Source organism: Paenibacillus favisporus (assembly GCF_040545415.1).
In the GTDB taxonomy this organism is placed as follows: Bacteria; Bacillota; Bacilli; order Paenibacillales; family Paenibacillaceae; genus Paenibacillus_AQ; species Paenibacillus_AQ favisporus.
The window spans coordinates 131,947-145,119 of the sequence record NZ_JBEPLV010000003.1 but is presented as its reverse complement, the minus strand read 5'-3'; the positions used below and the strand labels follow the sequence as shown (position 1 = coordinate 145,119).

The 13,173-nt window shown below is 54.0% G+C and carries 11 protein-coding genes; all 11 read right to left on the bottom strand.

Features of this window, described 5'->3' with window-relative positions; genetic code table 11:
• Positions 1-142: 142 nt before the first annotated feature.
• On the bottom strand, positions 143-967 hold the full coding sequence (gene sleB, locus ABID47_RS13815; protein ID WP_354497471.1) for a spore cortex-lytic enzyme: 825 nt from the start codon (positions 965-967) through the stop codon (positions 143-145).
• Between the two features lie 220 nt (positions 968-1,187).
• Positions 1,188-3,866, bottom strand: a complete 2,679-nt coding sequence (locus tag ABID47_RS13810) for a DNA translocase FtsK (protein ID WP_435530623.1) — start codon at positions 3,864-3,866, stop codon at positions 1,188-1,190.
• A gap of 78 nt (positions 3,867-3,944) precedes the next feature.
• Positions 3,945-4,163, bottom strand: a complete 219-nt coding sequence (locus ABID47_RS13805; protein ID WP_116231218.1) for a YlzJ-like family protein — start codon at positions 4,161-4,163, stop codon at positions 3,945-3,947.
• Positions 4,160-4,921: a ClpP family protease gene (locus ABID47_RS13800; RefSeq protein WP_145134879.1), complete on the bottom strand. Its 762-nt coding sequence runs from the start codon at positions 4,919-4,921 to the stop codon at positions 4,160-4,162. The genes ABID47_RS13805 and ABID47_RS13800 overlap by 4 nt, the downstream gene beginning before the upstream one ends.
• 255 nt (positions 4,922-5,176) lie before the next feature.
• On the bottom strand, positions 5,177-6,856 hold the full coding sequence (locus tag ABID47_RS13795) for a ribonuclease J (protein ID WP_076168017.1): 1,680 nt from the start codon (positions 6,854-6,856) through the stop codon (positions 5,177-5,179).
• Between the two features lie 304 nt (positions 6,857-7,160).
• Entirely contained in the window at positions 7,161-8,048 is an 888-nt protein-coding gene (gene dapA, locus ABID47_RS13790) for a 4-hydroxy-tetrahydrodipicolinate synthase (RefSeq protein ID WP_251674586.1), read from the bottom strand.
• A 50-nt stretch (positions 8,049-8,098) separates the two neighbouring features.
• Positions 8,099-9,316 carry an aspartate kinase gene (gene dapG / locus ABID47_RS13785; protein WP_116231222.1) on the bottom strand — a complete coding sequence of 406 codons (1,218 nt, stop codon included), beginning with the start codon at positions 9,314-9,316 and terminating at the stop codon, positions 8,099-8,101.
• A gap of 457 nt (positions 9,317-9,773) precedes the next feature.
• Entirely contained in the window at positions 9,774-10,370 is a 597-nt protein-coding gene (locus ABID47_RS13780) for a dipicolinate synthase subunit B (RefSeq protein ID WP_116231223.1), read from the bottom strand.
• Entirely contained in the window at positions 10,367-11,266 is a 900-nt protein-coding gene (dpsA, locus tag ABID47_RS13775; protein WP_076168027.1) for a dipicolinate synthase subunit DpsA, read from the bottom strand. Before dpsA ends, ABID47_RS13780 begins: the two co-directional genes overlap by 4 nt.
• A gap of 250 nt (positions 11,267-11,516) precedes the next feature.
• Complete coding sequence (gene dut / locus ABID47_RS13770) at positions 11,517-11,963, bottom strand: dUTP diphosphatase (protein WP_076168030.1); 447 nt, start codon at positions 11,961-11,963, stop codon at positions 11,517-11,519.
• Positions 11,938-13,167, bottom strand: coding sequence for a M16 family metallopeptidase (locus ABID47_RS13765; RefSeq protein ID WP_435530632.1), 1,230 nt, complete (start codon positions 13,165-13,167; stop codon positions 11,938-11,940). The genes dut and ABID47_RS13765 overlap by 26 nt, the downstream gene beginning before the upstream one ends.
• Positions 13,168-13,173: the final 6 nt, after the last annotated feature.

Below are 13,173 nucleotides of genomic sequence, written 5' to 3'. Positions count from 1 at the left end.
CGCTTTTGATTAAGTTCCATTCTATACCATTGGAAAGTGAAGAAGCAACCGAAGACAAACCCTCCGGTTGCTGTTTTCCCTCATGCGCAATCTGCTCCAAGGAACGAACGAAGTTACGGTGCCAAACTTACGTTCCATCCTTCTACATGCAGAAAATATGCTGCCCGATCGTCAAAACTTGAGGCCGGGACCAGATCCACTTCGAAGTGGCTGTTTTCGGGTTAAAGTAGTACAGGCATCCGCCGGTCGGATCCCAGCCGTTTAACGCCTGCTGCACCGCTTTGCGGGCCGTTTCGTTTGGCGTGAGATAAATTTGTCCGTCGGCTACCGCCGTAAATGCGCCCGGCTGAAATATAACGCCATGGGGCGTATTCGGGAAGCTCGGCGATTTGACACGGTTCAGAATGACCGCCGCCACGGCAACCTGTCCTTCAAACGGTTCACCGCGGGATTCACCGTACACCGCATTAGCCATAATTTTCAGATCGTTTTCGGACAGGCCCATCGTGTTGGCCGAGGCCATCGGTTCGCTTGTGTTTTTCTGATTGCCGCTTGTGTTCGGTTGTTTGCCGGCGGCGTTTCCGGACTCGGCTGCAGATGGCTGCCAATTTTTGGTGGCATTGTACAGCTTCAGCTTGGTTTTGGCTCCGACCGTTCCGTCCACCTTCATCCCGAATTCGGACTGGAACCATTTGACGGATTTCAGCGTGCTCCATCCGTATTGTCCGTCAATCTTTCCATTATAAAAGCCCAAAAATTTCAGGCGCCCCTGCAGTTCATACACATCCTGGCCTGAGGATCCATACTTCAAAACCGTTGATCCGAATGTAGGTATGGTTTGTTCCGCAGGCTCCACCGCCGCTTTGGACGAAGCTTTGGAATCCGTATGGGGTCTTACACCTGCATAGACCGCCGCAGACAATAGAAACACCAAACCGATGATGATCCATAATTTTGCGTTTTTCATGGGTTAGCTCTACCTTTCTCTTGTGGGTTTGACAGGATGGCTACGGTTATTATGACAACAGGCCCCATTTCCTATACACCCTGCCCAAGAGAAAGAATGTGTACCGCCGATGTAAGCTTTCAAGCGTATTCCTATGCAAATCACCGCCAAAAAGGCCCCTCATGAACGATCATGAGAGGCCTCCAAGGAAGATATAGCACATCCGGGAATAATTACCGGACTATGAGCTGATGCGGTTCTGCTGCTGATACTGCTCCAGGGAGACGAGCACCTCACGCGGTTTGCTTCCCTCGTAAGGTCCGATAATCCCCCGCGCTTCCATCGAATCGATCAAACGGGCCGCACGGGTATACCCCACCCGCATCCGGCGCTGCAGCAGCGACACGGATGCCTGTTTGGATTCCAGCACGATCTGAACGGCCTGATCGTACAGCTCGTCCAGCTGGTCGTCGGCATCCTGCGACGTTTCCTCCACTTCGGGAACGAGACTTTCATCGTATTTGGCTTCCCCTTGGTCGCGGACATAGTTAACGATGATCTCGACTTCCTGATCGGTCATAAATGCCCCCTGCACGCGGATCGGCTTGGACGCTCCCATCGGCATGAAGAGCATATCCCCGCGGCCCAGCAGCTTCTCGGCGCCTGCCATGTCGAGAATCGTCCGGGAGTCGACCTGGGACGATACCCCGAAAGCGATCCGCGACGGGATATTCGCCTTGATGACACCCGTAATGACGTCGACAGACGGCCGCTGGGTGGCGATGATCAGGTGAATGCCCGCGGCCCGCGCCATTTGGGCGAGGCGGGTGATCGCTTCCTCGACGTCATGCGCGGCGACCATCATCAGGTCGGCCAGCTCGTCGACGATGACCACGATATAAGGCAGCACTGCTGCCGGATTGTCCTTCATCAAGTTGTTATAGCCTTCAATATTGCGCGTGCCGGATTTGGAAAACAGTTCATAGCGCTTTTCCATCTCGACCACGATCTTCTTCAGCGCCAGGGAAGCACGCTTCGGATCGGTAACTACGGGCGCCATGAGATGAGGGATGCCGTTATACACGTTCAGCTCCACCATCTTCGGATCGACCATCAGAAATTTCACTTCATCCGGCTTAGCCTTATACAGGATGCTCGTAATGATGCCGTTAATACAGACCGATTTACCGGAACCGGTCGCACCGGCGACGAGCAAATGGGGCATTTTTGCCAGATTGCCGACGATCGTCTGCCCCGAAATGTCCCGGCCGAAAGCGATCGACAGCTTCGACGAGGCGTCTTGAAAGACCGGCGTTTCCATAACTTCGCGCATCGTCACGAGCGAAACCTCATTGTTCGGCACCTCGATGCCGATGGCCGATTTGCCCGGGATCGGCGCCTCCATCCGGATATCCTTCGCGGCCAAAGCCAGCGCGATATCGTCCGTCAGTCCGACAATCCGGCTGACCTTCACGCCGATATCCGGCTGGATTTCGTACCGCGTCACCGCTGGGCCGCGAACGACCTCAAGCACTTTCGCCCGTACGCCGAAGCTCTCCATCGTCGCTTCGAGCTTGCGGGCGGTTTGCTTATAATCGTTCTGATCGCCTGCCTTGCCGCCATTCTGGGGCTTGGAGAGCAGCCTGAAGGGCGGGAGCTTGTACGGCTTGGGCGGAGGCGCAGGCGGGGTCATCGCAAGCTCCAGCGCCTCCGCCGGCTCAGCCGGACTTCCCGCGGATTCTCCCTGGTGATCCGCAGTGGTTACCGGCGCCCCGCCGTCCGGCGTCCCAGCGGTATCCTCATGGAATTCCGCGCTGATGCCTTCAGGCGGAAAAGTAGCCCCGGCAGCTCCGGCGTAAGCTTCGTCCGATTCCTCCGGATCGACGTTGCCTTCGGATTTCACATGCTCGAAAAAGTCGCGGATGATCGGCGAAGATTCGTTCCGCTTCGGTTCCGCCCACAGCGGCTCCTCGTGCAGGTCGAATGCATCGTTCTCCTCCGGCTCCACCGCCTCGCTGAACCGCCCGCCTGCCGCGGAACGGGTGTCCCTGACCGGTTCAAGAATATCGCTGCCGTCCAGCTCATCATCAGCGAGCGGCGGCTGCGCTTCGTTCTTGGCAAACTTGCTGCCGAACAGCTGGAAGAACACCGGGGCGCTCCGCTTCGGCTTCGGCGGCACGAAATCCTCGTCCAATTCATCCTCATCGTCGTCAGCCGGGAGCGGCTGCGGTTTCTTCTGCCTGGACGAAGCCGCCCGTTTGGAAGCGACTTTGGCCGACTGGCGGCGGTTGTCCATCCGCTTCTGGACATTCTCGCCGGCCTTCACCAGCCTGCTGCGGAAGATTCGCATCAGGTCGACATACGACAGATTCGTAATCAGCATAAAACTGATAATAAACATAACGATCATCATCAGCTTCGAGCCCAAGGTCCCAAACAGCCAATACAGCGCCGCAAACTCGATGGCGCCGATGTAGCCTCCGCTGATGTCCTTATTCAGCATGGAGTGGTCGCCGCGGGCCGATGACGACAGCAGTGCTCCCTGCAAGTCCGTATGTACCTGGGATAATATGTTCCCGGTGCTCAATGCGCCAACCGGACCCAGTTTCTTTTCCAATGAAGAAATGCTGCTCATAAGTACCAAGGCCAGTACCAACAGCAGAATTCCGCTTCTCCGCGTATTCCACCGTTTCGGCCATTTTCGCTGAATCATGACGCTGAGGCCCAAGTAGATTCCCACCAGGGGGATCACAAAATAAAACCGCCCTAACAGCAGTCCGAACATTTTGGATAATGACCACCCTACCGTCGCTTCACCGGATAAGGCGATAACGGAAAGGGTGATCAGTATAATTCCGTATATTTCGTATTTCAGCTCATTGGTCAGTACTGCCTTCTTCTTCTTTCTTCGCTTAGCCAAAATGTCACCCCCGGCCAATATTATACCATATAATACCGTGGGGCACCTATGTTCTGTTTCTGCTGCTAAAGGTCCATTTTACAGTGTCGGAATGTAGCGTATCACCTGTCCTGGGGCAAACGCCGGGTTGAGGTAAGATTCAAGCGGGCAGTCGAGGAGCCGGACGATTTCGGCACGGCCCGCATCAAGCGGTTTGACTTCCATCAGGACGCCCTGCAGCCTTACCTCCGCCGTTTGGACAGGGGTAAAGCCCTCCTCCCACACAGCATCAAGCGGCATAATCGTATGAAGCATCATTGAGTAATCCCCTCCGCCTCAACCGGTTGTTTACGCTCATCGATCAGCTTGTTCAGCTTGGCCAGAGCCTGGCCTATGCCTCCTACTTCGTCCATCAAGCCGTATTTAACGGCATCCAGTCCGCCCACCGCCGTACCGATATCCCGGTTCAGCTCGCCGGTGCGGAACATTAATTCCTTAAACCGCTCCTCCGTAATCCGCGAATGGGAAGTGACGAAGCGGACGACGCGCTCCTGCATTTTCTCCATATATTCGAACGTCTGCGGCACACCGATCACAAGTCCGTTCAGGCGGATCGGGTGAATGGTCATGGTGGCGCTCTCGGCGATGAGCGAGTACGTCGAAGCTACGGCGATCGGAACACCGATGCTGTGCCCGCCCCCGACGACGACGGTGACAGTAGGCTTGGTAAGGGACGTGATCATTTCGGCGATGGCCAGTCCAGCCTCCACATCACCGCCTACTGTATTGAGAATAATCATAATTCCGTCCACCTGTTTGCTTTGCTCCGCAGCGACCAGCTGGGGAATAATGTGCTCGTATTTCGTCGTTTTGTTCTGCGGCGGAAGGACCAGATGCCCTTCGATTTGCCCGATGATCGTCAGGCAAAAAATGTTCGACTCGGTCCCCTGCGGAACGTTCATTTGTCCCAGCTGCTTCAGCGTATCCAATGCCGTCGGTTCCGGGTTTACAGCTGGGGCTTGTTCCGGTGCCTCCGTTTCGCTCATCGGCGCACGGCGTGTATTTTGTGTCATCATGTCCTCGTCCTTTCCTAACCATATAATTTCCTGTCATTGTAGTATGGTGGAGGAAAGACATGAATTATTCCGAAAAAAATAACCCTATTCACAGAGCCTATGCCCGGCCGTCTCTTCAGGTTCCAGTTCCTTTCAAAATCACCTATTACATCGTCATTAAACGACAAAAAGCCCCCTTCCGCAGGAAACCGTCCAATATTGCCTGCGGAAAGGGGGCGACTGTGTGCTGTTCAAGACGCTGGTTTATTCAATTGATTACACTTCCATGATGATCGGCAGAATCATCGGTCTGCGGCGGGTCTGCTCATAGAGGAACCGGCCCAGTGCATCCTTCACGCCTGTCTTCAAGGAAGCCCATTCATTAACATTTTCACTCATCAATTTCTGCAGTGTACTGGAAACAATGCGGTTCGCTTCATCCAACAGCCCTTCCGATTCACGAACATATACGAATCCTCTGGAGATAATGTCCGGTCCGGACATGATCGTGCCGTCTTGTTTGCTCAGCGTAACGACTACAACCAGAATTCCGTCCTGTGACAGCAGTTTACGGTCGCGGAGGACGATGTTGCCAACGTCTCCAACGCCCAATCCGTCAATCAGCACGTTGCCAGCCGTTACTTTACCGGCTTTACGGGCAGATCCGTTCTGGATTTCGACGATCTCGCCGATATCCGTAATAAAGATATTGTCCGGATCTACGCCGACAGACTCGGCCAGCAGTGCGTGACGGCGCTGCATGCGGTACTCGCCGTGGATCGGGATGAAGAATTTCGGCTTCATTAAATTCAGCATGAGCTTCAATTCTTCCTGACTGCCGTGACCCGATACGTGTACTCCGGAATTCGAACCGCTATAGATGACATCCGCTCCGAGACGGAACAGCTCGTCGATCGTACGGCCGACATATTTCTCATTTCCCGGTACCGGTGTCGCGGCAATGATAACGGTATCACCCGGCAGAATATCAACCTTGCGGTGTGTGGAACGGGCCATCCGCGTCAATGCGGACATCGGCTCTCCCTGGCTGCCTGTGCACAATACGACGACGCGGTCAGCGGCCATTTTGTTAACTTCTTCAGGCTCGATCAGCATGCCGTCCGGCACGTGAAGGTATCCAAGCTCGGCTGCGATGGAAACGACGTTTACCATGCTGCGTCCGATGACGGTTATTTTCCGTCCTGTGGATTCCGCCGCATTGACCACCTGCTGAATCCGGTGAACATTCGAAGCAAAAGTAGCGATAACTACGCGCTGGGATGATTTCCGGAAAATATCTTCAAGGACAACACCCACGTTTTTCTCCGATGGCGTGAAGCCCGGTTTCTCAGCATTGGTACTATCCGACAGAAGCGCCAATACGCCTTCTTCTCCAATAGCGGCCATCCGCTGCAAGTTCGCATATTGTCCGTTAACCGGCGTATGATCGAACTTGAAGTCGCCTGTGTGAACCACATTGCCTTCCGGCGTTGAGATGCAAATCCCGACCGAATCCGGAATACTGTGGTTGGTTCTGAAGAACGTTGCTTTCAGCGTGGAGCCGAGCGCCACTTCGGAATCTTCGTGAATCAGAATCCGCTTCGTTTCGCCAAGGAGATTGGCTTCCTTCAGCTTGTTCTCCACCAGGCCAAGCGTCAGCTTGGTTCCGTATACAGGAACGTTCAGATGCTTCAGCACGTAAGGCAATCCACCGATGTGATCCTCGTGTCCGTGCGTCAGCAAAATGCCTCTCACCTTGTCACGATTCTCCGTCAGGTAGGAAATATCGGGAATGACGATATCGATCCCGAGCATGTCCTCCTCTGGAAACTTCAATCCGGCATCTACGACTACGATGTCATTGCCGTATTGGATGACATACATGTTTTTCCCGATTTCACCGACGCCGCCCAACGCGAAAATCGCCAATTTATCGTTATTATTTTTTTTAGACAAATGAATCTAACCCTCCTATGGTTTTGGACGTCGTACCATTTAATATTTATATTTCAAAAATATACCGCACCCAGTCACTTGACCTCATTATACATGATAAAAAAGTCAAAACACAAGTCACCCTGAAAGTAGGCATTAGAGTTCCCCAAATCCACGCTGTTTATTTGAAATATCCTTATGGACAAAAAGCCCGTTCGAAAGCAGCGTCCCTGCTTAGGCCTTAACCCAAAGGCATGCATCCTAAACACAAAAAAACAGCGCCCTGGTAAGGACGCTGTTTCTGTCAGCTTATAAGAGGATTCAATTATTCCGTAAGCGAATGAACCAACCGTTCGATAAATTCCGCTTCCTTCTCATTCGGTCCGATGAGCGGAAGCCGTACGCCTCCGACGGAATGACCCAACAAATTGAGCGCATACTTGACAGCAGCAGGATTCGGCAGCGGAGTCGGGGACTCAAACAGGCCCTTGAATACAGGAAACAGCTTCTGGTGAAGCCGTGCGGCCTGCGCCTGCTCACCTTCCAGATAGGCCGTAATCATGTCCTTCATGGAAGCGCCGATGATATGTCCGGCCACGCTCACGATACCGTATGCTCCTACGGCCATGGCTGGCAGACCCGCTGCATCGTCACCGGAATAAACCCGGAAATGCGCCGGCGCACCGGCCGCGATCTGGGTTACCTGCTCGAGCGAAGCGCATTCCTTGGTAGCGACCACGTTCGGAATCTCAGCCAGTCTAAGCGTCGTCTCGGTGCTCAAGCCTACGACGGTCCGTCCAGGGACGTTATACAGCATAACCGGCAGCTTCGTGCTGCGGGCAATGGCTTCGAAATGACGGTACAACCCCTCCTGGTTCGGCTTGTTGTAATAAGGCACAACGAGCAAAACGCCATCGACCCCGAGCTTTTCGGCTTCCTGGGTCAGATGGATTGAATGCGCGGTGCTGTTGCTGCCGGTACCGGCAATAATTTTGCAGCGCCCTTTGGCATGGTCCACCGCAAATTCGAACAGCTTGAGCTTTTCTTCTTCCGTCAGCGTCGGGGACTCACCGGTCGTTCCGCAGACAACCAGTGATTCGGACCGCTGGTCCTCAATTAAGTAATCGATCAGCTTGGCGGTTTCTGTCCAGTTCACATTCCCCTGCTCATCAAAGGGAGTCACCATGGCCGTAATCAACCTACCGAAATCCATCTTGTACAACCTCCTAATAGGACGTAAAAGTGCGTTTTCCAGATTTATGACTACCGATGCAGCTCGAATTTGGCGTGCAGCGCCCGAAGAGACTGTACCATGTCCTCTTTTTTCACCAGCACCCATATGGTCGTATTCGAATCTGCCGACTGCAGAATTTGGATATTTTGTTCACTGAGGGATTCGACGATTTTGGCCATGATACCCGGCACTCCGTTGATCCCGCCCCCGATGACGGAAACCTTGGCGCAGCCAGAAAGGCTCTTAGGCCGGAATCCCAAATCCTGAAGCACCCGGATCGCTTTCTCCGAATCATGGTCAAAAACGGTATAGACCGCCCCTGTCGGGGTAACATTAATAAAATCGACGCTGATGGAATTTTCAGCCATAGCTTTAAACACTCTGAGCTGAAGATTATCTCCTTCGTTCTCGCATTCCACCGTGATTTGAGTGACGTTGCTCACGTAGGCGATTCCCGTCACATACCGGTCCATGAAGCCCAGTTGAACGTCCCTGAAGCCTTCCGGCTGGGTAACCAGCGTTCCTTCATCTTCCGAAAAGGTGGACCGCACCCGCACCGGCACATGCGCCTGCATCGCGATTTCAACGGCTCTCGGGTGGATAACCTTGGCTCCGTATTGGGCCATGTTGCAAATTTCAGCGTAGCTTACGACGGAGAGCGGTTTGGCGTCTTCGACGATCCGGGGATCTGCTGTCAGAATCCCGTTGACGTCCGTGTAGATGTCAACCATTTCGGCACGCAGCGCCGCACCCAGCGCCGTTGCCGAAGTATCGCTTCCGCCCCGCCCCAAAGTGGTGAAGTCCCCGGTTTCGGTCTGACCCTGAAAACCGGTGACGACGACGACCTGATGCGTTTCGAGCTCCTTCACAATCCGCTCCGGACGCACGTCCTTAATCCGCGCGTTGCCGTATTGATCATCGGTGACAAATCCGGCCTGAGCCCCTGTCAGCACCGTGGAGGTGATGCCTTCATCCCCCAGCAGGCTGCACAGCGTGGCAGCCGATATGATTTCACCGCAGCACAGCAGTAAATCCCGCTCCCGCGACGGAAGAGCGTTCCCGTTCTGGGAGACCCAGTCCAGGAGCGTGTCGGTCGCATACGGCTCCCCCTTGCGTCCCATGGCGGAAACGACGACGACAAGCTGATAACCGTTGTCCAGCTCGCGTCTGATGTGCTTGATGACGAGTTCCCTTGCTTGCGGAGTCGACAAAGATGTACCGCCGAATTTCTGTACTAAGATGCTCATTTCAATTCCCCCATGCTAGATAAGAACGGCAGAACGTTTAGCTGCGTCGATTTCCTGTGACGTGTACAGCCATGACGGCTGTACCCTTCCTCAGAGCCAAAGCATGAACACATCGCTTTGGCCAGCAGTTCGTAATCGCAGCCTAGTTTCCTGTTCCCGCCCGAATCGGCATCCTAACAAGATCCGGTGCCGCATCCAACCGGGATAAGCAAAACAGGCTGCGATCACTTCGATCGAGTCGTCCTACATTTACTATTTGGTCTCTACGACCATTTGGATCATTCAACTTATGTCCTGTACACTGATATTTATCCGATTACGGCGGCCCGGAATAAACGATGCAAACAGCCCCGTGTCTTACGGCATGGGGCGAAAAATTACCGCCCGCAGCATCTGCTAGGGGCTGGACAATGCAGTTTCGGGTGCCGGAACTCGAAACGAATGCAGCCGATCTGGATTACGCGGAAAACATGCGTTGAATCAGCATAGGCTGCAGTTGTCTTCCTTCAAGAGCCGCATCGCACGCTTCGGGGATCAGCTCCATGTTCGCAACCAGCGAATTGGGCTTCTGCACCGGATTATCCTGACCGAACGGAACAAAATAAATGTTCTTGGTCACAAGCAGCTTGGCGATATTCGCTGCGTTTAATCCCAATCCGTCATTGGTGGAAATCGCCAGCACCAGCGGACGCAAATTCCGCATTTGTGCCTTGGCGGCCATCAAGACAGGACTGTCCGTAATGGCATTGGCCAGCTTGCTTGTCGTATTGCCCGTGCAAGGCGCAATGACCAGCACGTCGAGCAGTTTGGACGGTCCCAGAGGCTCCGCATCCACAATTGAGGTGATGATCTCGCTCCCCGTGATGTTCTTCAGCTGTTCAAGCCAGCTCGCGGATGTGCCGAAGCGGGTGTCCGTTACCTGCACCGAATTGGAGACAATCGGAACCACTTTGGCACCGGCGTCCATAAATCGTTGAATCTGCGGCATAATTTCAGCAAGCGTACAATGTGAACCCGTAATCGCATAACCTACCGTTTTTCCCTGCAAGTTCATTCCCCATCCCCCCGAATCTTGATCTCGTCCGAAATCAACTGTACCAAAGCATTGGCAATAATCATTCCAGCTGTTTTGGGAGCTACGATTCCAGGTAATCCGGGAGCCAGCAAGGCCTTAATTCCCCGCTTCTCCGCATACCGGAAATCACAACCTCCGGGAGCCGAAGCAAGGTCAATAATGACGGCGCTTTGGGGCATTCTTGACAGGATTTGCGCTGTGACTATCATAGTCGGAATCGTGTTAAAAATCAAGTCGACACTTCGCACGTGATCCTCCAAATCCCTTGTCAGGAAAGGCTCCCAGCCCATGACCTCCGCTCTGGCAAAATCCTTTTCCGACCTGACGCCGGCCCTCACCTTCGCCCCAAGTCCCTGCAGGCTTTTCGCCATCGTAAACCCGGTTCTCCCCAATCCCAGCACAATACAATCCGAACCGTGGATCGTAAATGGTGTATTCTGGATTGCCATCACCAGTGCGCCTTCCGCCGTTGGGATCGAATTAAAAATGGCAACGTCATCCCGGTCCAGCAGTTCCAACAGGCGTACCTCGTGACTTGCGCATAGGCTGCGCAGATAGGGTTTGGCCATTCCCGTATAAACGGTACAATGCGACGGAAGAGCGGCCAAATGCTCATCCAGCAGCTTTAAGGACTCTCCAGAATATGGCGTCTGGATCGCTCCTGTATCATCACACCCGACAACAGGCAGCACGAGAACGTCTGCCGCAGAAAGCAGTTCAGAAGAGAGGCGTTCCCACGAGACTCCCAGGACCCTTTCATTCAGCTTGTCGAATCCGACCACGCTGACGGTGGCATCCATCTCCGAACATTTACGGATCACCTCGATCTGCCGTGCATCCCCGCCTAGGAACACAATATGAACTCCAGTCAGCACAAGGATGTCACTCCTTTCAAAAACACTGTTATGAATCCATCATATGCCGCTGCCTAAGGAGGGGTGAAAGACGCCCGTCAAATAATAACCGTCTGTAGGCGCACTGTTCAGGAAGCCGGACCGCATGGAGCAGCAATTTCCCTTGCGATATAGGAAGCAGGGTCTTTGAAGCTTATATTTCCTTCTATGTAAAAAAGCCTGGAGAACGAACCCTTTCGGGAACGAACTCCAGGCTGTATTGAACTATAAATTATTTGCCGGTGTGTCCGAATCCGCCCTCACCGCGAACGGTTTCGGACAACACGTCCACCTGCTCAAACGTCACCTGGGGCACTTCCATGAACACCATTTGGGCGATGCGCTCGTTACGGGTGATCGCAAAAGGCTCCTGGCCGAGGTTGATCAGCAGCACCTTGATTTCCCCGCGGTAGTCGGCGTCGATCGTTCCCGGGGTATTAAGGCAGGTGATACCGTGCTTCAGCGCCAGCCCGCTTCTCGGGCGGATTTGTGCTTCGAGCCCGTCGGGCATGGCGATGGCAAACCCGGTCGGGATGAGCCTGCGCTCCCCCGGCTGGAGGACGACTTCTTCTTCAACGGCGGCATACAGGTCATAGCCGGAGGCGGAGCCGGACATTTTCTCCGGCAGCCGCACATCCTCGTGACCAGGCAATTTATGAATTTGTACGTAGTGTGACAAAATCGTCCCTCCTTAACCCTGCAATGGCGCGGTCCGTCGATCCGACCATCGCCAGCGCGAACGGCTGGCTGAACATCCGGTCCAGCACGGCGTTCACATCGTTCATCGTCACGTTTTCGATCTTTTCGATCATGTCATCGAGCGAAAAATGCTTACCCAGCATCAGCTCGTTTTTGCCGAGCCGGTTCATGCGGCTTCCAGTCCCCTCAAGGCTCAGGATCAGGCTGCCCTTCAGCTGCTCCTTCCCTTTGCGGAGTTCGTCCTCGGTCATCCCATGAACAGCCACATCCGCCAGCACCTCTTTGGTCAAGCCCATGACCTCATTGGTTTGCTTCGGCGCGGTTCCGGCATAGATCGTGAACAAACCGCTGTCTTCGTTGGAGCTGTGGTACGAGTAGACCGAATAAGCGAGCCCCCGCTTTTCCCGGATTTCCTGGAACAACCGCGAGCTCATCCCGCCGCCGATGCTGTTATTGAGCAGAATCATGGCGTACTGAAGCGGGTCGTGGATCGAGCACCCCGGGAAGGACAGGCAGATATGATTCTGCTCCGTCTTCTTTTTATGATACAAGATCCCGCTCTGGAATGAAGGCACGGTCAATTCGCTCACCCGCCCGCTGGTTTGGAAACCGCCGAAATGGCGTTCCAGCAGCTCCACAATGTTATCGTCAATGTTACCTGCCACGCTGATGACGGTGTTCTCGATCGTATAGTGCTCATCCATGTAGGCCCGAAGGTCGGAAGATCCCATGCTTTCCAGCTGTTCCTTCGTTCCCAGAATCGGATAGGCGAGCGGATGATCCCCATAGACCGCCTTAGCCATCAGGTCGTGCACCATGTCGTCCGGCGTATCTTCGTACATCGAAATCTCTTCCAGAATGACGTTCTTCTCCTTGGCCAGCTCCTGGCTGTCCAGCTTGGAACGGAAGAACATATCGGCGAGCACGTCTACGGCGATCGGCAGATGCTCATCCAGCACCTTGGCATAAAAACAGGTATATTCCTTAGAAGTAAAGGCATTCACATTGCCGCCAATGGCATCGAATTCCTCGGCAATCGCCTTGGCGTCAAACCGTTCTGTCCCTTTAAACAGCATGTGCTCGATAAAATGGGAAATGCCGTTGTTGGCCAAGGTTTCGTGGCGGGAGCCTGTCTTTACCCAAATGCCAAAGGAAACCGACCGCATCGTCGGAATTTTCTCCATGACTAC

Coding starts and splice junctions, on each gene's coding strand:
- sleB (WP_354497471.1), bottom strand. CDS start 967: ATGAAAAACGCAAAATTATGGATCATCATCGGTTTGGTGTTTCTATTG.
- ABID47_RS13805 (WP_116231218.1), bottom strand. CDS start 4,163: ATGATGCTTCATACGATTATGCCGCTTGATGCTGTGTGGGAGGAGGGC.
- ABID47_RS13800 (WP_145134879.1), bottom strand. CDS start 4,921: ATGATGACACAAAATACACGCCGTGCGCCGATGAGCGAAACGGAGGCA.
- dapA (WP_251674586.1), bottom strand. CDS start 8,048: ATGGATTTCGGTAGGTTGATTACGGCCATGGTGACTCCCTTTGATGAG.
- dapG (WP_116231222.1), bottom strand. CDS start 9,316: ATGAGCATCTTAGTACAGAAATTCGGCGGTACATCTTTGTCGACTCCG.
- ABID47_RS13780 (WP_116231223.1), bottom strand. CDS start 10,370: ATGAACTTGCAGGGAAAAACGGTAGGTTATGCGATTACGGGTTCACAT.
- ABID47_RS13765 (WP_435530632.1), bottom strand. CDS start 13,167: ATGGAGAAAATTCCGACGATGCGGTCGGTTTCCTTTGGCATTTGGGTA.